General features: G+C 60.3%; 23 protein-coding genes and 1 other RNA gene. 8 read left to right on the top strand and 16 right to left on the bottom strand.

The window, feature by feature from the left end; translation table 11 throughout:
- Positions 1 to 9: 9 nt before the first annotated feature.
- The 9 genes from SJY21_RS05695 to SJY21_RS05655 form a co-directional block, all read right to left on the bottom strand.
- The gene (locus tag SJY21_RS05695; protein ID WP_377507435.1) at positions 10 to 1,131 is read right to left on the bottom strand and encodes a primosomal protein N' (replication factor Y) - superfamily II helicase; all 1,122 of its coding nucleotides are present in this window, start codon (positions 1,129 to 1,131) and stop codon (positions 10 to 12) included.
- A gap of 50 nt (positions 1,132 to 1,181) precedes the next feature.
- Positions 1,182 to 1,757, bottom strand: a complete 576-nt coding sequence (locus tag SJY21_RS05690; RefSeq protein WP_377507432.1) for a cytochrome B — start codon at positions 1,755 to 1,757, stop codon at positions 1,182 to 1,184.
- An 89-nt stretch (positions 1,758 to 1,846) separates the two neighbouring features.
- A complete protein-coding gene (locus SJY21_RS05685; protein ID WP_377507429.1) occupies positions 1,847 to 2,944 on the bottom strand; it encodes an SPFH domain-containing protein in 1,098 nt (365 codons plus the stop codon).
- Positions 2,945 to 2,981: 37 nt separating this feature from the next.
- On the bottom strand, positions 2,982 to 3,977 hold the full coding sequence (locus SJY21_RS05680; protein WP_377507426.1) for a DUF2927 domain-containing protein: 996 nt from the start codon (positions 3,975 to 3,977) through the stop codon (positions 2,982 to 2,984).
- A gap of 4 nt (positions 3,978 to 3,981) precedes the next feature.
- A complete protein-coding gene (locus SJY21_RS05675) occupies positions 3,982 to 5,184 on the bottom strand; it encodes a toxic anion resistance protein (protein ID WP_377507424.1) in 1,203 nt (400 codons plus the stop codon).
- 22 nt (positions 5,185 to 5,206) lie between these two features.
- The gene (locus tag SJY21_RS05670) at positions 5,207 to 6,073 is read right to left on the bottom strand and encodes a 5-bromo-4-chloroindolyl phosphate hydrolysis family protein (RefSeq protein ID WP_377507421.1); all 867 of its coding nucleotides are present in this window, start codon (positions 6,071 to 6,073) and stop codon (positions 5,207 to 5,209) included.
- A 136-nt stretch (positions 6,074 to 6,209) separates the two neighbouring features.
- Positions 6,210 to 7,055 (bottom strand): TerC family protein, encoded by an 846-nt coding sequence (locus SJY21_RS05665; RefSeq protein ID WP_377507418.1) that lies wholly within the window; start codon positions 7,053 to 7,055, stop codon positions 6,210 to 6,212.
- Between the two features lie 60 nt (positions 7,056 to 7,115).
- Positions 7,116 to 7,946 carry a pseudouridine synthase gene (locus SJY21_RS05660; RefSeq protein WP_377507416.1) on the bottom strand — a complete coding sequence of 277 codons (831 nt, stop codon included), beginning with the start codon at positions 7,944 to 7,946 and terminating at the stop codon, positions 7,116 to 7,118.
- A gap of 9 nt (positions 7,947 to 7,955) precedes the next feature.
- The gene (locus SJY21_RS05655; protein ID WP_377507414.1) at positions 7,956 to 8,738 is read right to left on the bottom strand and encodes a class I SAM-dependent methyltransferase; all 783 of its coding nucleotides are present in this window, start codon (positions 8,736 to 8,738) and stop codon (positions 7,956 to 7,958) included.
- 124 nt (positions 8,739 to 8,862) lie between these two features.
- Here SJY21_RS05655 and SJY21_RS05650 point away from each other — a divergent pair, with 124 nt between their 5' ends.
- Positions 8,863 to 9,312, top strand: coding sequence for a nucleoside deaminase (locus SJY21_RS05650; protein ID WP_377507411.1), 450 nt, complete (start codon positions 8,863 to 8,865; stop codon positions 9,310 to 9,312).
- A gap of 12 nt (positions 9,313 to 9,324) precedes the next feature.
- Here the strand turns inward: SJY21_RS05650 and SJY21_RS05645 are convergent, their stop codons facing one another.
- Positions 9,325 to 10,020 (bottom strand): metal-dependent hydrolase, encoded by a 696-nt coding sequence (locus tag SJY21_RS05645; protein ID WP_377507408.1) that lies wholly within the window; start codon positions 10,018 to 10,020, stop codon positions 9,325 to 9,327.
- Between the two features lie 127 nt (positions 10,021 to 10,147).
- On the opposite strand from SJY21_RS05645, the gene gatC reads away from it, so the two are divergent.
- From gatC to rnpB, 5 genes are all read left to right on the top strand, one after another.
- Positions 10,148 to 10,435 carry an Asp-tRNA(Asn)/Glu-tRNA(Gln) amidotransferase subunit GatC gene (gene gatC, locus SJY21_RS05640; protein ID WP_377507405.1) on the top strand — a complete coding sequence of 96 codons (288 nt, stop codon included), beginning with the start codon at positions 10,148 to 10,150 and terminating at the stop codon, positions 10,433 to 10,435.
- Complete coding sequence (gatA, locus tag SJY21_RS05635; RefSeq protein ID WP_377507403.1) at positions 10,435 to 11,919, top strand: Asp-tRNA(Asn)/Glu-tRNA(Gln) amidotransferase subunit GatA; 1,485 nt, start codon at positions 10,435 to 10,437, stop codon at positions 11,917 to 11,919. The genes gatC and gatA overlap by 1 nt, the downstream gene beginning before the upstream one ends.
- Positions 11,920 to 11,951: 32 nt before the next feature.
- Positions 11,952 to 12,677 (top strand): hypothetical protein, encoded by a 726-nt coding sequence (locus tag SJY21_RS05630; protein WP_377507400.1) that lies wholly within the window; start codon positions 11,952 to 11,954, stop codon positions 12,675 to 12,677.
- A 53-nt stretch (positions 12,678 to 12,730) separates the two neighbouring features.
- Positions 12,731 to 13,357: an N-acetylmuramoyl-L-alanine amidase gene (locus SJY21_RS05625; protein WP_377513163.1), complete on the top strand. Its 627-nt coding sequence runs from the start codon at positions 12,731 to 12,733 to the stop codon at positions 13,355 to 13,357.
- A 12-nt stretch (positions 13,358 to 13,369) separates the two neighbouring features.
- An RNA gene (rnpB, locus tag SJY21_RS05620) (RNase P RNA component class A) lies at positions 13,370 to 13,771 on the top strand.
- A gap of 1 nt (position 13,772) precedes the next feature.
- On the opposite strand, the gene ppsA is transcribed toward rnpB, so the two are convergent.
- On the bottom strand, positions 13,773 to 16,145 hold the full coding sequence (ppsA, locus tag SJY21_RS05615) for a phosphoenolpyruvate synthase (RefSeq protein WP_377507397.1): 2,373 nt from the start codon (positions 16,143 to 16,145) through the stop codon (positions 13,773 to 13,775).
- Positions 16,146 to 16,276: 131 nt separating this feature from the next.
- Between ppsA and SJY21_RS05610 the strand changes: the two genes are divergently transcribed.
- Positions 16,277 to 16,645: a hypothetical protein gene (locus SJY21_RS05610; protein WP_377507394.1), complete on the top strand. Its 369-nt coding sequence runs from the start codon at positions 16,277 to 16,279 to the stop codon at positions 16,643 to 16,645.
- Between the two features lie 108 nt (positions 16,646 to 16,753).
- Positions 16,754 to 16,921, top strand: a complete 168-nt coding sequence (gene rpmG, locus SJY21_RS05605; RefSeq protein ID WP_011750518.1) for a 50S ribosomal protein L33 — start codon at positions 16,754 to 16,756, stop codon at positions 16,919 to 16,921.
- A gap of 57 nt (positions 16,922 to 16,978) precedes the next feature.
- On the opposite strand, the gene SJY21_RS05600 is transcribed toward rpmG, so the two are convergent.
- The 5 genes from SJY21_RS05600 to SJY21_RS05580 all read right to left on the bottom strand — a co-directional run bounded on the left by SJY21_RS05600 (position 16,979) and on the right by SJY21_RS05580 (position 21,339).
- On the bottom strand, positions 16,979 to 17,590 hold the full coding sequence (locus tag SJY21_RS05600) for a hypothetical protein (RefSeq protein ID WP_377507391.1): 612 nt from the start codon (positions 17,588 to 17,590) through the stop codon (positions 16,979 to 16,981).
- Positions 17,591 to 17,693: 103 nt separating this feature from the next.
- A complete protein-coding gene (locus tag SJY21_RS05595) occupies positions 17,694 to 18,092 on the bottom strand; it encodes an MAPEG family protein (protein ID WP_377507388.1) in 399 nt (132 codons plus the stop codon).
- A gap of 12 nt (positions 18,093 to 18,104) precedes the next feature.
- The gene (locus tag SJY21_RS05590) at positions 18,105 to 20,060 is read right to left on the bottom strand and encodes a PEP/pyruvate-binding domain-containing protein (protein WP_377507385.1); all 1,956 of its coding nucleotides are present in this window, start codon (positions 20,058 to 20,060) and stop codon (positions 18,105 to 18,107) included.
- A 118-nt stretch (positions 20,061 to 20,178) separates the two neighbouring features.
- On the bottom strand, positions 20,179 to 20,952 hold the full coding sequence (locus SJY21_RS05585; protein WP_377507382.1) for a Bax inhibitor-1 family protein: 774 nt from the start codon (positions 20,950 to 20,952) through the stop codon (positions 20,179 to 20,181).
- Between the two features lie 168 nt (positions 20,953 to 21,120).
- A complete protein-coding gene (locus tag SJY21_RS05580; RefSeq protein ID WP_377507379.1) occupies positions 21,121 to 21,339 on the bottom strand; it encodes a DUF1127 domain-containing protein in 219 nt (72 codons plus the stop codon).
- Between the last annotated feature and the right edge of the window lie 106 nt (positions 21,340 to 21,445).

The raw sequence follows: 21,445 nt of genomic DNA, 5'->3' as shown, positions 1-21,445 counted from the left end.
TCTCCGAATTTACTGGCTGTTAGCGATAACATATCCTGCGATCCCTGCAATGATCAGGCCAATCACCACGGCAATGGCGATCTTGATTGCTGAATAGGGGCGTTCGCCCTGCACGCGGCCCGTGCGGCCGTTGACGACAAAGCGATAGGTCTTGCCGCGGTATTTATATGCGGCCATCCAGACGGGCAGCAGGATGTGTTTGAACGTCACATCGCTGATGGCGGTGTCGATGCCATGCACGCGCTGACGATCACCACCGATATCGAATTTCACATCCCGCAGGATCACGCGATCCATATGCGCGCGCGCTTCGCTAAACCCCTCGTCCAGTTCGACCTGATAGCCTTCGGCGCGAAAACCGGCCAGAAATTCGGGGGAATAGGGTTCAAGCGCCGAAAGATCCCAAGGTTCCAGCCCGTCGGTATAGCGTTTGGGCAGGGATTTGGAGGCCAGCACCAGCACATCGTCAAAGAACCGTGCAACGCGTCCCGAAGTGTTGCGCCAGCGGGTCTTGCGCACCCGCACCTGCGTGCGTTTCCCGTCACGCATGACGGTCTTGGTTTCGTAATAATCCGTGCCGCGTTCGCCGCGATACCGGCTTTTGGTATCCGCATCGAATGTCCAATAGGGCACATAAATCCCGTTCATCGCGCGGCCCTTGCGCGCGTATTGCTTTACGCCATCGGGAGCAAACCAAAGGCCGCCCAGCCAATCGGTCAGCTTGCCGCGCGCCTGACGTTCATCCAGCGCGAAGGGCAGCAGACCCTTGGGTTTGATATGGCGGTGTAGGCCTGTGTCCGTAACCACGGGCGTGGCGCAAAACGGGCATTCGGCGGCATGGGCGGTTTCATCAATTTCGGTCTGCGCCCCGCAGTTGGGGCAGGACACCACGCGGATTTCCTCGATTTCCGCATCGGGAAGCTGATTATCCAGCGCCGCGCGAAAATCCAGTTCGCGGATCGCGCCACCGCGATAATCGCCGGTCGCCATGGCTTGGGTGTTGCCGCAATGGTCGCAGATCAACCGGTTCTCACCGGGATCAAAACGCAGGTCCGCACCGCATTGATCGCAAGGAAAGCGGTGTTCCTGCACAGGCGCGGGCGTGTCAAACGGGGCGGTGGTGTCTGTCATGACCGAGACATATCAACGCTTGGCGGCTGGCGCCATATCTGGCGCGCATTTCACAGGAAACGGTGCAGGAATTTCGGGGCCATGATCCGCAGGGCATTGTCGCGCAGTTTCACATGCCGCCAGATGTGAAACCCCGCGTGAAACACGATGATCGCGCCCAGTGTATAAAACTCGATGATATGCAGCTTGCCGATGATTTCGTTTGCGGTGGGCCAGTCCATCGGCGGCGCGATGGGCCAAAAGCCCCCCGCCTTGAGCAGACGATGCGAGGTGAGGCCCAAAAGGAACCCACCCACAGGCACCAGAAACAGCCCCCAGATGATCACGCGGTGCAGCAGTTTGTGTATCTTGCGCGCGCGAGGCGGCAGTTTTGGCCCCGGTCGGCTGGCAAACCCGCGGCGGACATAGTCAAACGTCCAGAACAGGCAAAGAAGGACAAACACCAGCGCGATCTTGGAGTTGATCAGCGCGCCGCCCGGCCCCAGCGTGTCGCGCACGAAACCGGGCGTGGCGATCATGAACCAGAAGGTCAGCGGGATCATCACCGCGTGCAGCGCTTTGAGCCATGTGCGGCGCCGGGGCAGGGCGGCGTAAAGGCGCGCGCGATATGTCGGTGTCGCTGTCATGTCAGCAGACACGGGTGGCGCGGGAGAAAAGTTTCATAATGAACAACGAAAAAAGCGCGCCCGTCAGGGCGCGCCGATGGTCTGTCAACCTACGCCCCTGGCGGTGGTGGTGGCATGACGGTGAACAGCTGCGCCAGTTCGGCGACTTCGTCTGCGGTTTTCCATCCGTCCTGCCCTTGGGTCCAGACGTGGGTTTCGCGGCTCACCTCGCCCTTGGCGACCATCTGGCCGATTGTGGCGCGTGAAAACGGCCCCTTTGTCTTGCCGCCCTCGGCGATGTGCCAGACGTGTTCGACGGGCGGGGGTGGCGGGGCCACGGGGGCAGGGGCCGCACCCCATGGGCCGGCCTGGGCCATTTGACCGGCCATCGCCATGCCCATCCCAGCGCCAAGGCCCGCACCCATTGCGCCCGATGCTTCGCCACCTTGGCGCAAGGCTTCGGCAGCGGCGTATTTCATATGCGCGTCCAGATCACCCGTCAGCCCGCGCGATGTGCGGGTATCAAGCGCCTTTTCAACGGCAGGTGGAAGGCTGATGTTTTCGATATAGAGTTCAGGGATGGAAATGCCGTAAGCCGCAATCGTGTCGGCAATCGCGCCCGCGATCAGCTTGCCCAGATCGGCCGTGTTGGCGGCCATGTCCAGCACGGGAATGCCGGATGCAGCGATCACACGGGAAAACTCCTGCACGATGATGTTGCGGACCTGATAGCTGATCTCGTCCATGGTAAATTCACCGTCCGTGCCGACGATCTCGGTCAGGAACTTGGCGGGATCGGTGACGCGCACGGAATAAGTGCCGTAGGCGCGAATGCGTGTCGGGCCGAATTCGGGATCGCGCAGCATGATCGGGTTCTTGGTGCCCCATTTCAGATCGTTGAACCGCGTCGTGTTGACGTAGTAGATTTCCGATTTGAACGGGCTTTTGAAGCCATGATCCCAGTGTTGCAGGGTCGTCATGACGGGCATGTTGTTGGTTTCAAGCATGTAAAGGCCCGGCGTGAACACATCGGCGAGCTGGCCCTCGTGCACAAATACCGCCGCCTGACCCTCGCGCACAGTCAGTTTGGCGCCATACTTGATCTCGTGGCCTTCACGCTGAAAACGCCAAACCATCGTATCGCGTGTGTCGTCGGTCCAATGAATGACGTCGATAAATTCGCCGGTTAGAAAATCGAGAATGCCCATGTTTGGCTCCCTTCTAGTGTGAAATCAGTGGTGCTCATCAACTTGCCCCATCCGCGAGTAGCTCGCGCGCGATTACCCGTGCGATCGGCGCGGCTTCGGCGGCGGTCATGCCGTTTTGCAGGCGCGGATCATACAGCATTTTCAGCAACATTTCGTCGTGGGTTGTCAGCAGGCCGAATTCTTCGTCATCGTTGAAAATCGACGGGCGGGCCTGAGGGCTGTCATTGGCAAGGCCCAACCCTTGGGCGATTTCTTCGTGCACGCAGGCAAGGCGCATCAGGTCGGGGTGTTCGCCACGGATCAGGGCCACGGCGCGGGAATAGCTGGCGTTGTTGGCCTCGGAAAAGGCAACCACAAGGCACAGCGTGTCGCGCGGCAGATCAATGATCGCCCGCATCGTCGATGCGTCGATATCGGGCACAAGGGCGCGCAATTGTGTCTCGTATCCGCGCCGGTCGTTTTCGTTCAGAACCAGCACGTGGAAATTGGCGTTGTCGCGCGATTGGGTGATTGTCAGCCCCGTCAGACGCGCCAAACGGTTGGCATAGCCACGCACAGAATTTGTGTCGGTGACGCGCTGATCTTCGGGGATGCTGTCGCCAAAGGCGATGTTCATCCGGATTGGACGATCCCAGCGGCGCAGGTTGCTGATGGTGGGCTGGGCGCGAAAGCCGCCCGCATCGGCGACATACTCGTCAAACAATGCGATGCGCACGAAATTGCGAGCCAGCATCGTGTCGGTAAAGGGCGTGTCCGGCCCGCCACCATCGGTGCGCATCAACCCCTGCGCCAGCAGATCGTTTTGCAGGCGTTGGTAGTGGATCCGCAGGGCGGCGCTGTCTTCATCCACCCGATTTGGCGTCAGGATCGGCGCGGCCATGGAGGGCAGCGGTTCAACCAGCCCGTCAGGGCGCGACGGGGGGGCGGGCATCGGGGTGCTGGGCTGCAACTGGTCGCAACCCAGCACCCCGATCAGGGCAGCAAAGCCCAAACTGCGCAGGGCGTTGCCTGCGATGTTGCCCTTTTTGCCCAATCGCCTATTCCACGCCTGTGGCGGTGCCGATGGTGTCGCCGGTGCCCGTGCCACGGGCTTTGGCGGCAGACAGGGTCGCCTTGAGTTCGGCTTCCATCGCTTGCAGTTCCTTTTCGGCCTCGGCGCGCTTGCGCTTGCCTTCGTCGGCGATTTGCAGCGATTCCTCGATCGTGCCGATCAGGTCGGCGTTGGCCTTTTTGATCGCTTCGATATCGAACACGCCGCGTTCCATTTCGGTGCGGATCATCTTGTTGGCGCTGCGCAGGTTTTCGGCGTTTGCCGTCAGCAATTCGTTGGTCAGATCATTGGCGTCGCGCACGGCCACGGCGGCTTCGGCAGAACGCTGGATCGTGACGGCCTGCGCCAGTTGGGTTTCCCACAGCGGCACGGTGTTGATCAGGGTCGAGTTGATCTTAGTCACCAGCGATTTGTCATTTTCCTGCACCAGACGGATGCTTGGCAAGGATTGCATCGTCACCTGACGGGTCAGTTTCAGATCGTGGACACGGCGCTCCAGGTCGTCACGCGCGGCGCGCAGATCGCGCAATTCCTGCGCCTTCATCACACCCTGTTCTTCGGGGGCTTTTTCGACTTCGGCAACCTTGGCAGGAATGGTTTTCTCGTCCAGTTCCTTCAGCTTTTCCTCTCCCGCGGCAATGTAAAGCGCCAGTTCGTCATAAAACGCCAGTGTCTTGTCATAGAGCACATCAAGGCTTTCGATGTCTTTCAGCAGCACATGTTCGTGGCGCAGCAGGTCGTCGGTCACCTTGTCGATCTGGCCCTGCACGGTTTCAAACTTGGCGGCGAATTTCGCGGCAGGGGCCATGCGGCCCAGCAGCCTTTCCCACCAGGACCGTTTGCGGCGCACGTCAAGTTCGCTGACGTTGAACCCACGGATAGTGGTGACAATCTGGCGCAGGCTGTCACCGGCGGGGCCGACATCCTTGTTGCGCACACCTTGCAGCATGGACTGGCTGATGACCTGCAATTCGGACTGGGCAGCGGACCCGAACGAGATAATCGAATTGGTATCTTCCATGTCCAGTTCGGCCATGCGCTTGGTGATTTCGGCGCCTGTTTTCTTGTTCGCGCCCTCCAGTGTCACCAGGTCGTTCTTTGGTTCGGCAAGCACCACGGCGGTCACTTTCTCGACGTCGGCCAGCGTGGCTTGGGCTTTTTGCATATTGTTCACAACGGTATCAGACATAATGTCCCCCTTTTACTGACCTTCACAGGCCTTCACGCTGCAAACGATCGCGCAGCACTTTGATTTCAATGTCCATGTCACTGCGGTCGTCCAGCAACAGCTTTTCGGTGCGTGCGGCGAAATTCTGCTCAAGGTCGGCAAGCAGGGCTTCATAGTCGGCGCGCACCGCGTCGTCATGTTTGCGTTTGTAAACATCGACGAATTTCACCGAGGCGTCGCGCGCACCCATCAGATAGACGCCCAGAAACTTGCGCGCGCCTGTCAGGTCGCGCGGGTCTTCCTCGACGGTGCGGATCATGCGGCGGGCGGCGGTCTGAAAGGCCGAAACGCGCAGATCAAGCGGGCGATCATTGAGTGTGGCAATATGGTCCTTCATGGCACGCAAATGCGCCTCGGCCTCGTCGACAACGCGGGCAACGCGGTCTTGCTGAAAGGTGTCGATTCCTTCCATGCGCTTGTCTTTCAACGGGTCGATCCCAAAGGCTGTCACATGCAATGCGCCTGCGATGATGGCATAAAGAACGCCTGCAATCACGCTTGGGTCTGTCGCATAGCTGGCCAGTCCAGCGCCAAGGCCCGTGGCCACAGCCGCAAACATCTTGCGCGGCACGGCGGGGCGGCGGGCGACCTTGCGGGCCTCATAGGCGGCCGTCGCGCGCAAGCCGTCACGCAGCATCCATGCGCCCAACGTCAGCAATCCGGCCGCGACAAGCCCCATTGCAAGGCCCGTGGCCCCTTCGTTCAACGACGTGAAAACAAGGATCACAGGCGGGACGAACAGCAGGTTCGCGCGCGCGCCTGCCGCATCGACTTTGCGTTCGTCGATCACTTCTGGTGTCGGGCCGCCAGCGCCATTCGGGCTATGTTTGCCGCCAAAGCGTTGTGCCATGCCCTAAAGCCCCGCAATCCAGCCAGTGGAAATGCCCAACAGAAGCAATAGAAGCGCTCCGTATGCCACGTTCTTGATCATGTCTGTGCCCCCAGTTGCACCGTATCTGCCCTAAGATAGTCCGCCGCGCCCACGTTTACGAGTGCTTCTGCAAGGCGGCGCGTTCGGCGTTCAATTTCCGGCTGTAACCTGATTGCAGCACTTCGACAGCAACCAGCACAATCACTGAGAAATAGAAGGTCGATTTCGACATCGGGATGATCTCGCGGCCAAACACCTTGAGCGCCTGCTCCTTGGCCTCGTCGTGGGGCACGCCCATCGCCTCGAGGCCATGAACCGCCGCCTGACCACTTTCGCCCAGCAGAACAACACCAACAATCAGCAGGATAAACAGGCCCAGAACTTCGTACATGCGGTTCTTTTGCAGGAACTTGGTGACACCATCGGCCAGCAACAGCATCGCTAATCCGCTGAGGATGATCGCGGTGGCAAGGATCGGGAAGACATCGGTAATCGCAATCGCCGACAAAACGGAATCAAACGAGAAGATCAGGTTCATCATGACGATCAACAAGATGACCTGCACCGCGGACTTGCCGGACTTGCCCGAAACATCATGGCCGATGTGGTCAATCGACAGCATATGCGCGATTTCCTTGACGGCTGTATACATGATGAACACACCGCCGACGATGAACACGCAGGTGGCAAAGTTGATGCTACCGGTGATCACCCCGTCCCATTCAAAGGTATAGAACGGCGCATTGAGGGAATTAAGCAGCTGGATCATCGTGAAAAGCAAAACCACCCGCAAGGCGACCGCAATGATGATGCCCCATGTGCGCACGGCCTTTTGATGGGCTACCGGTGCGCGTTGGCTTTCGATCGAGATATAAAGCAGGTTGTCGAAGCCCAGAACCGCTTGCAAAAAGCAAAGCATGATCAGGTTTGTCGCGTTTTCCAGTGTCAGTAGGTCGGCCATGTTATGTCCCCAATTGTCGCTTGGGGGTTAAAATGCACAGACTGACCCATGGCACAAGGTTCAACTGCGCGTGCTTTTCCCCCCTTTCGGGGCGGGTTTGGCGTTGCGCGGGGCGGGTTTGTCGCTGTTGCGCCGTGTGCGTTGCGGTTGCGGACGCGCGGCAAGGCCAAGCTGGTCACGCACGACGCGCGGTTTCAATTCCTCGACCGCGCCCTGTTTCAGGTTGCCCAATTGGAATGGCCCATAACTGATGCGGATCAACCGGTTCACGGCGACGCCAATCGCCTCCATCGCGCGCCGGATTTCACGGTTCTTGCCTTCGCGGATTGATACAGTCAGCCAGGCGTTCGCCCCTTGCTGGCGGTCAAACGTGACCTCCATCGGCAAATAGGTGATCCCCTCAAAGGTCAGCCCCTGGCGCAACTGGTCCAGCTTCGCCTCACTCACCGCACCGTTGATGCGCACGCGATACCGGCGCAGCCAGCCGGTGCTGGGCAGTTCCAGCTTGCGCTTGATCTCGCCGTCATTGGTGAGCACCAGCAACCCTTCGGAGTTGATATCCAAGCGCCCCACCGACATCACGCGCGGCAGGTCCGCAGGCAGGGCATCAAACACCGTTTCACGGCCCTTTTCATCGCGTTCCGTCGTCACAAGGCCGGTGGGTTTGTGATACAGCCAGATGCGCGGCGGATCGGGTTCGCCCACGGGTTTGCCGTCGACGACGATCTTGTCCTTGGCGGTGACGTTCAGGGCAGGGCTGTCGATCACCTTGCCATTCACGCGCACGCGGCCTGCCTCGATCATGCGCTCGGCCTCGCGCCGGCTGGCGATGCCTGCGCGTGACAGAACCTTGGCGATGCGGTCGCCTTCAGGGGTGGGGGCGTCATTCATGGGCCTGCCTTAGTGCGGCGCGGCGCGCGGCGCAATCGGCTTGTGGCCCGCGACACTGGTGGCACAGCCGAAAAAGTGGCGCTTCATGGTGACGCTCAGGCCTGCATCGCGCAGCGCCTGCGCCATATGGCTGCAATCGCCAAAACCACGGGTGTAATCGCCGATCATGGAAAAATCGCGCGCGCCGTTCAGGAACAGCTTTTCGATCTGGGGCAGGGCACGATCCAGATAGAACCGGTAGAACGGGCGCAACACCCAGCCTTTGGGATCAGATGCCTCGATCAGGGCAAAACTGCCGCCGTCATGTAAAAGACGCGCGATCTGGCGGGCCAGCACTGCTTGTTGGTCAGCGTTGAAGGTCTTGAGGCCAAAGGTGGAAATCAACAGATCTGCAGACCCTTCGGGCAAGACGTCCTGCAATGCATTGGCCGCGTGATGTTCGATCTGGCCTTCCCGGCCTTGGTGCAAACGCGCAACGGCTTCGCGGTGCATCCTTTCAGAGATATCAATCGCACGAATGCGCGCGCGGGGCAGGGATGTCAGAAGATGCGGCCATACTTCGCCGGTTCCGGCCATCAGATCGACAACGACTGGCATCGGGGACGGCGTGTCACCGACCACGCCATCAGCGATCCGTGCCACCTGACGCTGGCCCATCAGGCGCGCAACACACTGACGCCGCCACATCCACACAAACCCGAACGAACTGATCGCCGACCACCAGCGATAGTTGCCGCTGCATCGGTCAAACAAATCAGCCACATAGGCCGGATCATAGATATCCTTGTCCATGCGGTCACGCTAACCAGCCGCACCCCGCCTGACAATCGCACAAACCCCAATTCTTCTGTTTCCAAATACTCCCGCCGGAGGCATCCGGCCTTGCAACCTTGCGTGACCCGCTTATTGAAGGAGCATGACATTTCGCAGCCATATGGACACCGCCCTGCGCGAAGCCCGCGCCGCCGCCACCCGCGGCGAGGTGCCCGTTGGCGCTGTGATCGTTGACGCGGGTGGCGCGCTGATCGCGGCAGATGGCAACCGCACCCGTGAATTGAACGACCCGACGGCACATGCCGAAATCCTTGTGATCCGTGCGGCCTGTGCAGCGCTGGGGCAGGAACGGCTGACGGGCTGCGATCTTTATGTGACGCTGGAACCCTGCCCGATGTGTGCGGCGGCGATCAGCAACGCCCGCATCGCGCGGCTGTATTACGGGGCCGCCGATCCGAAATCCGGCGGCGTGGATCATGGTGCGCGGGTGTTCACCCATCCGCAATGCCATCACGCGCCCGATGTCTATGACGGGATTTCGGCTACGGCCTCATCCGACCTGCTCCGCGATTTCTTTGCCTCCCGACGTTAACCGAGGTGGTGCCTAGATCGTGATCACGTCCATGACCTCGGGCGTCAGAACGTCCACATCGGGCAGGGCTGCGACCAGTTCATCGGCGTCCTGCGCAAGGATTGGAAAAGTCTTGTAGTGGCAGGGGATCAATGTTGCAAAATTGAAATAGCGTTTGGCCGCATAGGCCGCGCGCGCCATGTCCATCGTATAGTGCCCGCCAGCGCACAGGATGCCCACATCGGGTTTGTGCAAGTCGCCCATCCAGTCCATATCGGCCATGATGTCCGTGTCACCGCTGAAATAGATCGTGTGGCCTTCGCCCGCGATCATGAAACCGGCCTCGGATCCCGCGTAAACGGGGCGTCCACCGTCCAGATCGTGGCTTGATGAATGGGAGGCGTTCACCATCGTCACCTTGACGCCGTCCAGATCAATGGTGCCGCCCTTGCCGAACCCCATTGTCGTGACGCCATCCTGTTCGCCCCAACATTCGGCCAGTTCGTGAATGCACAGAATCGGGATGCCCCGCGCGCGTCCGATATCCAGTGCGTTGCACGCATGATCACCATGTCCGTGCGAGATCAGGATATGGGTCGCACCCGCGGTCGCCTCGCCGCGCCGGTCAGCGGGAAAGGACGGGTTTCCATCCAGCCACGGATCAACCAGCAGAACCTTGTCGGCGATCTCGATGCGAAAACTTGAATGGCCCAGCCAGATGACCTGCATTTTATCCTCCATAGTTGCCCCGCCCATTATAACGCGCCCCAAACGCATTGCCACGGGTCGTGGCACCTTGCGACCTGCGCGGCAGGGCGATAAACGCGACTGAACTGACAAAAACCCGGAGACCCCCATGTCAATCGACACGGAAACTGCCCGCAAGGTGGCCCATCTGGCCCGTATCAAGGTCGAGGATGACGCGTTGCCCGCGCTGGCCTCGGAATTCAGCGCGATTCTGGATTTTATTGAACAGCTGAACGAAGTGGACATCGACGGCGTCGAGCCGATGACATCCGTCACCCCCCAGCGCCTGAAACGGCGCGATGATGTGATTACGGATGGCGATCAGCAGGCTGCCGTGTTGGCCAATGCGCCCGATGCCCGCGAAGGGTTCTTTGCCGTGCCAAAGGTGGTTGAATAATGTCTGACCTGACCAAACTGACCATCGCCGCCGCCCGTGACGCGCTACGCAAGGGCGACCTGACCAGCACCGAACTGACAACCGCCTGTCTGGAGGCCATTGATGCATCGGATGCGTTGAACGCCTTTGTGCACAAGACCCCCGAAATTGCGATGGAACAGGCCAAGGCGGCGGACGCGCGCCAATCGGCAAATGCGCCGTCGCTGAACGGTATTCCATTGGGGATCAAAGACTTGTTCTGCACCAAGGGCGTGCCATCGCAGGCTGCCAGCCGCATTCTGGAAGGGTTCAAACCCGAATACGAAAGCACCGTGACAACCCAGCTGTTTGATGCGGGTGCCGTGATGTTGGGCAAGCTGAACATGGACGAATTCGCCATGGGGTCCAGCAACGAAACCAGCACCTATGGCAATGCGGTGAACCCGTGGCGGCGCGGCAATGATGACGCGGCACTGACACCGGGCGGGTCGTCGGGCGGATCGGCCAGCGCGGTGGCGGCTGACCTTTGCCTTGGCGCAACGGGCACCGATACAGGCGGGTCAATCCGCCAGCCTGCCGCGTTCACCGGCATCACGGGAATCAAGCCAACCTATGGTCGCGTCAGCCGCTGGGGCGTTGTGGCCTTTGCCTCCTCGCTGGACCAAGCGGGTCCGATGACGAAGGACGTGCGCGATGCGGCGATCATGCTGCAAGCCATGTGCGGGCACGACCCCAAGGACAGCACCAGCGCCGATCTGGCCGTGCCCGATTTCGAGGCGGCCCTGACAGGCGACATCAAGGGCAAGACCATCGGCATTCCCAAGGAATACCGCATGGACGGGATGCCGGACGAGATCGAAACGTTGTGGGCCGAAGGCACGGCGATGCTGAAGGATGCCGGTGCCAAGATCGTTGATATCTCGCTGCCGCACACGAAATACGCGCTGCCTGCCTACTATGTGATCGCCCCTGCCGAAGCATCCAGCAACCTTGCGCGCTATGACGGTGTGCGCTTTGGCCGCCGCGCCAAACTGGCCGCGGGCGACGGCATTGCCGAAATGTATGAAAAGACCCGCGCCGAAGGGTTCGGTCACGAGGTCCAGCGCCGCGTGATGGTTGGCACCTATGTGCTGTCGGCGGGGTTCTATGATGCTTATTACAACCGCGCCCGCAAGGTGCGCACGTTGATCAAAAAGGACTTCGAGGATGTGTTTGCCACCGGCGTTGATGCGATCCTGACACCGGCCACGCCCTCGGCTGCTTTTGGTCTGGGTGAAATGACCGATGCCGATCCGGTGCAAATGTATCTCAACGATGTGTTCACCGTGACGGTGAACCTTGCCGGATTGCCCGGCATTGCCGTGCCAACCGGACAGGACCGTCAGGGGCTGCCGCTGGGTCTGCAACTGATCGGGCGTCCGTGGGAAGAAGCGGATTTGCTCAATACCGCCTATTCACTGGAACGTGCAGCCGGATTTGTAGCCAAACCGGCCAAGTGGTGGTAAGACGCGCAAAATTGCAAAAGGCAGGATGTGCTGTGAAAAAGTTTCTGATGTTGGGCGTGGCCACTTTGGCACTCGCAAATTGTGCGCAACCCGTGCCCGATAGCGGTGCGGGTGTCGGCTTTGGCGATTACGCCCAATACGAGATTGATCGCGCGCGCCGCGAGGCGCAGTTGCAAGGCGCCACTGTCCCTGCCGCTGGTGCGCCCGCAACACTGCCCGCCGCGCCCGTCGTCAGCGAAGGCGCCATTCCATCGTCAGACCTTGCCGCCGCCGGGATCGGCGCGCAGCAAACCCCAGTGCCGCAAACAGGGCGCACGGGCGTTGACGCAACACCGGGCAATGCACCGCCTGCACTTGTCGATTCTGCAGGGATATCCGACGAGCAAAGCTTTGATGCAGTCGCAGGTCGAGAAAGCATTGAATCAGACGCCGAACGCCGCGCCGCCCAGGCCGCGGCTTATCAGTTGGTAGAACCCACTGCCGTGCCGGAACGCGATGGCAATGTCGGCCCCAATATCGTGCAATATGCCTTGCAAACCACCAATGCCAAGGGCGTGTCGGTCTATGGCCGTTCCGGTCTGTCGGGTCAGGCGCGGTTCCAGCGTAACTGTGCCGATTATCGCGCCGCAGACGAAGCGCAACGCGATTTTCTGCGCCGTGGCGGCCCCGACCGTGATCCGCGCGGGATTGATCCCGATGGCGATGGATTCGCCTGTGGCTGGGATCCGGCACCGTTCCGTCTGGCAGCGGGCAACTGATCACCACACCATCACCGAACTGTGGCCCGCGCCGTGACGGCGCGCGCCCCGATATTGTCGTGATCCATTACACCGCCATGGCCGATCACGCGGCGGCGCGCGATTGGTTGTGCCACGAGGATGCCGAGGTCTCGGCGCATTATATCATTTCGCCGCTCGGTGAGGTTGACCAACTCGTCGATGAGTCTGCGCGTGCGTGGCATGCGGGGGCAGGGCGCTGGGGTGATGTGACGGACGTCAATTCGCGCTCCATCGGGATTGAGTTGTCCAACACCGGCACAGCACCCTTTGCCGCGCCACAGATGGACGCGCTGGAAACCCTGCTGGCAGGGATCATCGCGCGCTGGGACATTCCCCCGCAGCGGGTCATCGGCCATTCCGACATGGCGCCGGGGCGCAAGATTGATCCCGGTGCGCGGTTTGACTGGGCGCGTCTGGCGCGCGGTGGTTTGGCGATCCAGTTGTCACACGTTGAATCCGCAGAAGCCGATACTGCGCGATTTTTCAATGACCTACGCACCGCCGGATATACCGCTGACGCGGCAGATGATGCACTGCTGTCCGCCTTTCGCCTGCGCCACCGTCAAGGCGCGACAGGCCCGCTGGACGCCACGGATTGCGCATTGGCCGCACAACTGGCCAAACGCTTTCCCGTTGACCAAACCGCCCACAGTGCCTAAGTCGCATATCGCGCGGATGGCTGGGTGATCGCGGGTGGCAACACCCGAGGAAAGTCCGGACTCCACAAGGCATGGTGCCGGGTAACGCCCGGCGGGGGCAACCCCAGGGAAAGCGCCACAGAAAACAGACCGCCCCGGACATGTTCCGGGGTCAGGGTGAAACGGTGGGGTAAGAGCCCACCGCACGCGTGGCAACACGGGTGGCACGGCAAGCCCCACCAGGAGCAATGCCAAATAGGGGCCCCGCGCGGGCAGGTGCCGCAAGGCATACCGCCGCAAGGATGCCTGAACCCAAGGGGCCCGGGTTGGCAGCTAGAGGGCGGTTGGTAACAGCCGCTTAAGATGAATGGTCATCCATGGTGGCACCCCAGGGTACCACCGGGACAGAATCCGGCTTACAGGCCGTCCGCGCAAACTACCCCTTTTCGGCTGCCGCCACATTGGCTTTGACACTGCGGAACGCATCCGGCGTGACCGAGATTAAATCGATCCCGAACCCCACCAGCAGTTTGGCAAAGGCGGGGTCGTTACTGGGCGCTTGGCCGCAGAACCCGACTTTGGCACCGACCGCGTGGGCGCGGGAGATCATCTGTTCGATCATCCACAGCACGGCGGCGTTGTCCTCTTTGAACAAAGGCGCGAGGGTTTCGTTATCGCGGTCCACCCCAAGTGTCAGTTGCGTCAGGTCGTTCGAGCCAATCGAGAACCCGTCGAACCGTTTGGCGAATTCCTCGGCCAGAATGACGTTGGCAGGGATCTCGCACATCACATAGACCTGCAAGCCGTCCTTGCCGCGCTTCAATCCGTTTTCGACCATGACCTTTAGCACGCGGTCGGCCTCGTCTGGCGTGCGGCAGAAAGGGATCATCATCAGAATATTGTCGAACCCTTTGACCCCGCGCGCCTTGGCGATGGCCTGACATTCCAGCGCGAACCCGTCCTTATAGGCATCCGAGTAATAGCGGGAGGCACCGCGCCAGCCGATCATCGGGTTTTCTTCGTTGGGTTCAAACTGGGTGCCACCCAAAAGGGCCGCGTATTCGTTTGTTTTAAAGTCCGACATGCGCACGATAACGGGGTTGGGGTAATGCACGGCTGCAATCCGCGACAGCCCAAGGGCAAGCGTGTCGACAAAATAGTCGGGCTTTTGGTCGTAGCCACGGGTGAGGGTCTCAATCTCCTCTTTCACGGCCTCGTCAGTCAGTTCATCAAAGCGGGTCAACGCAAGCGGGTGCACCTTGATCGCGTTGTTGACGACGAATTCCATGCGGGCAAGGCCGACACCATCCGCAGGCAAGCGCCACCAGCGCGATGCTGCCGAGGGATTGGCCATGTTGAACATGACTTTGGTTTTCGTGTCGGGCAGATCGCCCAGATCAATATCCTCGACCACAATCGTGGCGTGACCGGCGTAAACATAGCCTTCTTCGCCCTCGGCGCAGCTGACCGTGATTTCCTGATCATCGTGCAGAATATGGGTGGCGTTGCCTGTGCCGACGATGGCAGGCAGGCCCAGTTCGCGGCTGACGATGGCAGCGTGGCTGGTGCGCCCGCCGTGGTCGGTGACGATGGCACTGGCGCGCTTCATGATCGGCACCCAGTCGGGGTCGGTCGTTTGGGTCACAAGGATCGACCCGTCGACAAAGTTGTCGATGTCGGCGGCCGTTTCGATCAGGCAGACCGGCCCTGTGGCCACGGCCCCGCCAACAGAAAGGCCCGTAAGCAGACGTTCACCGGTTTCGGTGACGGTGTAGGATTTCATGGCACCAACCTCGGCGCGCGACTGCACGGTTTCAGGACGGGCCTGCACGATATAAAGCTTGCCCGTGTTGCCATCGCGCGCCCATTCCATGTCCATGGCGCAGCCATAGTGGTCCTCGATGGTGCAGGCCTGACGGGCGAGTTCGCAGATTTCATCCTCGGAGAGCACAAACCGGGCGCGTTCGGCGCGGCTGGTGCGCACGTTTTTGACGGCTTTGCCACCGTCTGCATAGATCATCTTGATCTCTTTCGCGCCAAGGGTGCGTTCAACGATGGGCTTGCGCTTTTTGTCTTTCAGGAAGGGTTTATAGACCATGTATTCGTCGGGTGTGACCGCGCCCTGAACAACATTTTCCCCCAAACCCCATGCGGCGTTGATCAGCACGACCTTGTCGAAGCCCGATTCCGTGTCGATGGAAAACATCACACCCGATCCGCCGATGTCCGAACGCACCATTTGCTGCACGCCGATCGACAGGGCCACGGCCATGTGATCGAACCCTTGCAGGGTGCGGTAGGTGATCGCGCGGTCGGTAAACAGCGAGGCATAGCAGCGTTTGCAGGCGGCCAGCAGGGCCGCTTCTCCTTCGACGTTCAGAAATGTTTCCTGCTGTCCGGCGAAACTGGCATCGGGTAGGTCTTCGGCGGTCGCCGAGGAACGCACGGCGACAGACGGATTGTCGCTGCCCGTACGGCGCGCCATTTCCTGATACGCTGTCAGGATGTCGGCGCGCAGATCATCGGGCCAGTCGCCCGCGTTGATCATCGCACGGATTCGGGTGCCAGCCTCGTGCAGGGTGATCTTGTGCGCTGCAAGGGCGTCCATTTCGGTAGAAATGCGTGTGTGCAGATTGTTGGCTTCGATAAAGCCGCGGTAAGCATCCGAACTGGTCGCGAATCCCGTTGGCACATCAATCCCCTTGGGGCCAAGCGTTTGCACCATTTCACCAAGCGACGAGTTCTTGCCGCCCACAAGGGCGACATCCGCGCGTTTCAGATTCTCGAACCAGATGACGTTGTCGGACATTAGTCTTCTCCCAAAAGGTGTATGGGCGCAGTTTATTCCGGCTTGGCGAGGCGCGCCTTGACGCACGTCATGGTGGGGATATTGTGAATGGAATATCGTGGGAGGGACATTGCAACTGAGGGAGAAAACCCATGCAAGCCCAAGCACTTGTCGCGCTCGCCGAAAAGATCGAACAAGAGCCGCTTTATGATGCGGCCCTATGCGAACTGGCCTTTGACGGGGTGGAAACACAGCTGCCCGATGTTGATCAGGCGATGATCCGCAACGGGGCGATGGGCGGCGTGGACGCCGTGTTGATGGTAATTGATCACGGGTTGCCCGGCTGGGCGATTTCGCTGCAAGGCACCGCAAGCGAGGTGCATGGCCACTGGACCTGTTCATTGCGTCGCCAGATCGGGCGCGATGATGATCCGGCCATGGGTGTCGCCAAGGGGCCGAAATTGTCCAACGTGATGATCGCGGCCCTGCTCAAGGCGCTGACCCGCAAGGACATGCGCTGACTGGCACGGTTCAGGGTTGACAGCATCACCCAAGCCGTTAAGTAGCGGGCTTCTAATTCACGCACGCGACGGGCCACAGCGCGCCCCGCTAATCCGAGGACAAGTGACATGGCGAAGCCGACCACGATCAAAATCCGCCTGAACTCCACCGCGGGGACCGGGCACTTTTATGTGACCAAGAAAAATGCACGCACGATGACCGAAAAAATGACGGTCAACAAATATGACCCCGTTGTGCGCAAGCATGTTGAATACAAGGAAGGCAAGATCAAGTAATCTTGCGTTTCAAGGACAGTGAACAGGGGCCGTGCAATCTGCGCGGTCTTTTTCGTTTCAGGACGGGTTGGTCAACTTCAGCGTTTCGCGGGTCCAGATGTGCAGGTCTGACGCGGTGGCCAGCACAAGGCTTTCGCCGGTCCACGAAAACCCGAAAGCACGGATATCCGTGCGTTCCTTGGCCATCAGGTAGAACGTCGTATCCTGATCCTGTTGCACCCGTGCCAGCGCGTGAATTGACGCTTTGGGGGGCTGCAAGATGCAATAGGTTTCCGGCCAGCACAGATTGATCCGCGCAACCCGCCAGCCATCGCGCGTCACACTGCGCAAGCCCCCGCCATCACGGCCCGCCATGTCGAAACGCTCGGCGGCGGGGTGGTCAAGGCGGGCCGCCTTGAGGGGCGGGGCATCATAGCCATCCGCGTGTTCATCCTGGTAGCGGATCGCGCCGTTGCGGCAATCGAAAACACTTTGCCCATGCGCGGAAACAACCAACATTTCCTCGCTCTTGCGATCAAACCCCACGGCAACCAGCCCGCCAACGGCAAGGGTCGCCACCGGATGCCAGATATCTGCGGTGTCAACGATCTGGGCCGCCAACAACGCGTCGCGCACCGGATCAAGACCATCCGCCAGTTTGGCCGCGAACAGATTTTGCATCAGCTTCAAGGTCGGCTTTCCTTATCTGCCGCGGGCAGGCTAGCAAGCCAAGTCCCCGACCGGATAGGAAAATTCCGCCGATAGGGCGGTTCAAGCGGGAAGTCGCCGCAGCCTATGACACCAGCGTGTAAGCCAAAAGCAGCAAAAACCCAGCCTGCGCGCCAAGTGTCGCGGCCATCCCCCACATGCGAAACCGCCAGTGCGTGCCGTGGATCGTGAAATAGGCCGCGTGCAGTGCACGCCCCAATGTGAACAGGGCCGCCAGCGTCGCCAGCGCGAAGGCATTGCCATCACGCACTTCCACCAGCGCGATCATTATGAGCGCAAGGGGCATCTGTTCCGCCGCATTCGCGTGGCCACGGATGCGTTTGGCCATGATCCGGTCGCCATTGTCCCCCAGAACGATCCCGTCACGCCTGCGCATGCGGATCACCCGCCACGTCAGAATCAGGTAAATCGCCCCGTTGGCAAGGGCGGCAAGGCTGGTGATCGGCAGGGTCAGATCGGTCATGGGCACCTCGGGTCAGCCCGTCCACGGGCGCGCTTGCTTGATTGCGAGGTGGCCATTGAGATCGAACTTGAACTCGATGTCCATCGCGAACGTTGGGTCATCCGTGCGGCGATAAAGTGCTTTGAAATGGTCGTGGATCAGTTTCAGCTGCGAAATCAGCAACATCAGATCGGGGCGAGCGATCACGGTCGTGTCCGGCGCCACAAGGGTCGAGCGGCGCACATAGATCGTCTCGTATGATTCCACGTTGCGCAGGTTCAAATCCTTGATAATCAGCACTTCCTCGGCGATGGCATCGCTTTCGGGGTTGGTGATCAGGTCTTCGCCCACTTGGGAATTGATGAAATACCCCTCGAAGGTCGGGAAATAGATGTTGCGGGTCAGCGCCACGCCGTTGACCCGTTCGTCGTCAAAGTTGGGATGCACCAGCACGCCCATCGCAGCACTTAGATGATCAATCCGGTAAAAGTCGCGTTCTTCAAAGGCGCGGGCATTCCACAGGCTGGCCCAGACCTGTTTGATGGATTTGTTGATATGGCCTTCGTCCAGACGGTGGGTATAGGAATCATAAAGCCCCGCGCCCGTGAACCCGACCAAATCTTCGTTATTGGCGGATGACCGACAGCGTGGCGTGGTGCCTGCCGGAAAGGCGCGGTGCATTGCGTCCAACTGATCCGCCAAGGGCGTGGGCATTGGCGCGTCCTTGATCGCGCGGCGGATGGATTTCAGCACATCGGGGCGCAGCGTATCATCGGCGAAATCTGGGGCGGCCATCTGCGCGCGGATCAGATCATAAAGCCCATTGGCCACCATAAAGGTGTCGTAAAAGGAAAACGGCACGGCGAACCCGTCAGGCACATAGACCGGGTCAATCGAGCGGCGCAGTTCGGCCACATTGGTGGCCTTGGCCCCGAATGCATCCGCCTGGTCAAAACGCAGATCATCCAGTGGCACAATTGCGCGCGGGGTCAGATTGCGCGGCGGTATCTGCGCCAGTTCGGGGCGGCGCGCGACCAAAGCGGCGGCGCGTTCAGCGGCGCTGGCGGGCGTCACGCTGACCCCTTCGGCCGTCACGGTCATCCGCACGATCTGGCCAATCAGCGGGGCAATCGCCGGATCATCCGCCGCACCGCGCAGATAGGCGTTGGGGATGTCGTTTTGCTGCGCGCGCAGGTTCACATGTGACAGGGCGGTCTGCGGCGTGGTGGACAGCACGCCTGCCACCAGCGGCAGGTCATTGGGCAGGCGGTCATAGATCACGATATCGGTGGGCGCAGGCGGGCGGCGCTCGGTCCCGTCGATGACGCGCAGGGTGCCGATGGCCATGCCAAGGTGAAGCGGGTTAAAGCGCACATCCTCGAATATCTCGAATGTCGACACGGTCGGGATGGCAAAGGCGGCGAACAGATCGGCCTCCTCGGCCAGACGCGCCTCTTGGATGTCGCCCGAGGGGTGAAAGGCCAGCGTTTCGCGCGCAAATGGCATTGCGTCACGCACCATCCCATAGGCCAGCGCAACCGCCTGCGCACCCATCGGGTCAGTTGGCCAGAATTCCAGTGCATAAAGGCCGGGCGTGCCATCGGGGCGGGTGTAGTTGTCATAGGCGACGATATTGCCGACGATGAATTTCCGGTTTTCGGTGAAATAAGTCACGCGGTTGAAATCGGCCACGGACAGATCGGCGCCCAGATGATCACGGACAAAGTAGTAGTGCAGGGGGTTCAGGTTGCTGTTCATGAACATCAGTCGCGGCGTGTCCGTGTCGGCATGCGTAATGACAAACTTGACCTCGCGCACGCCCAGGGCACCGGGAACGTCATCGCGCACGGCAAACCTCTCAAACGCATCGCGGTCCAGCAGGGCGGTATCGCTGACCTGCTGGTCGCCCGCACCCGACCCGCAATCAACGCAATAGGCGTCCAGTGGTAATGCGGGCAGGCGCAAATGGCGGGGGAAACGGGGCGTCATGACGTGTCCTTGCGGGTTGCTTTGACAGTATGACGGATGCAGCAGGGCAAGTCTTGGATATAAAAAAGCCCCCGTGGCACAAACCACGGGGGCTTTGATCAGTCGTGTTCAGCACTGCCTAGTTGCGGTTGCCCAGCAGTTGCAGCAGGAACATGAACATGTTGATGAAATCAAGGTAGAGGTTCAGCGCGCCCATGATGGCGGCCTTGCCCAACCATTCCTTGTCGCCGTGGTGGGCGTGGGCAAGGTAGGTGTTCTTGATGTTCTGGGTGTCATAGGCGGTGAGGCCTGCAAAGATCAGCACACCGATCATCGAAATGGCATACATCATCACCGGCGATTGCAGGAAGATGTTGATGACCATGGCCACGATCAGGCCGATCACGCCCATGATCAGGAAGCTGCCCCAGCCGCTGATGTCGCGCTTGGTCGTGTAGCCATAAAGCGACAGTCCGGCAAAGGCGATTGACGTGACAAGGAAGACCTGAATGATCGAGTATCCGGTGAAGCTGAGGAAGATCCAGCTGATCGACACACCCATCGCCAGCGCGAAGGCATAAAAGAACAGTTGTGCGCCAGCAGCCGACAGGCGGTTGATCATCGCGCCAAAGGCGAAAACCATCACCAGCGGCAGGAACATGATCACCCAGCGCAGCGGCGTGGTGTAAAGCGTCACGCCAAGGTCGGACAGGAAAATGCCGTTGGACAGTTGCGCCGCAGCCGTGCCGGCATCAGCCGTGGCAAGGCCGGAAATGGCCCATGCGGCCAGCGCCGTGATAATCATGCCCACGGACATGGTGCCGTAAACTTTGTTCATGTGGGCGCGAAGCCCCGCGTCGATTTCAACGCTGCGGGCACCTACGCCAGCGTCCATCGGTCTGTAGTCAGCCATCAAAGCCTCCAAGGTTGAACGGGTTGCACCGCGTGTGCGGTATCCTTGGGGGTGATATTGGCGTATTTCCCCGCGTTTTCAAGGAATACCGGAGGCAGGACACGCAAAAATCCGATCATTTCACGCAGGATTGCGCAGAATGACCGGATTTTCGGGAAATTTCGAGGTTCAGGAGCGCCAGCCTGTTGGCACGTCCCAGACGGGGCGGGCTGCTTCGCGGCGTGCATCCTCGCGCGAGATGCCGATGTCGCACAGGCGGGTATCGTCAAGGCGGGCAAGTGCGCGGCGCTGCTGCCAGACCACAAGCGCTTCGGTGAACAGGCCCAGCGGAGAGCGCAGGGCAGGGCGGCGGTTGGCGGCGTAGTGCATGTCGTGTGTCATGGACATCGGATCGTCCTTTCGGGTTTGTGATGTTTTCTCTGGTTTGAATCAGGATGATTGATATGTAGTCGACCCTATGTCATATTGAAAATGAATGTTTGATAGTTAATGC

This window comes from Octadecabacter sp. R77987, assembly GCF_042466115.1.
Classification (GTDB): domain Bacteria; phylum Pseudomonadota; class Alphaproteobacteria; order Rhodobacterales; family Rhodobacteraceae; genus SW4.
This window is presented reverse-complemented; position numbering and strand designations above follow the sequence as displayed.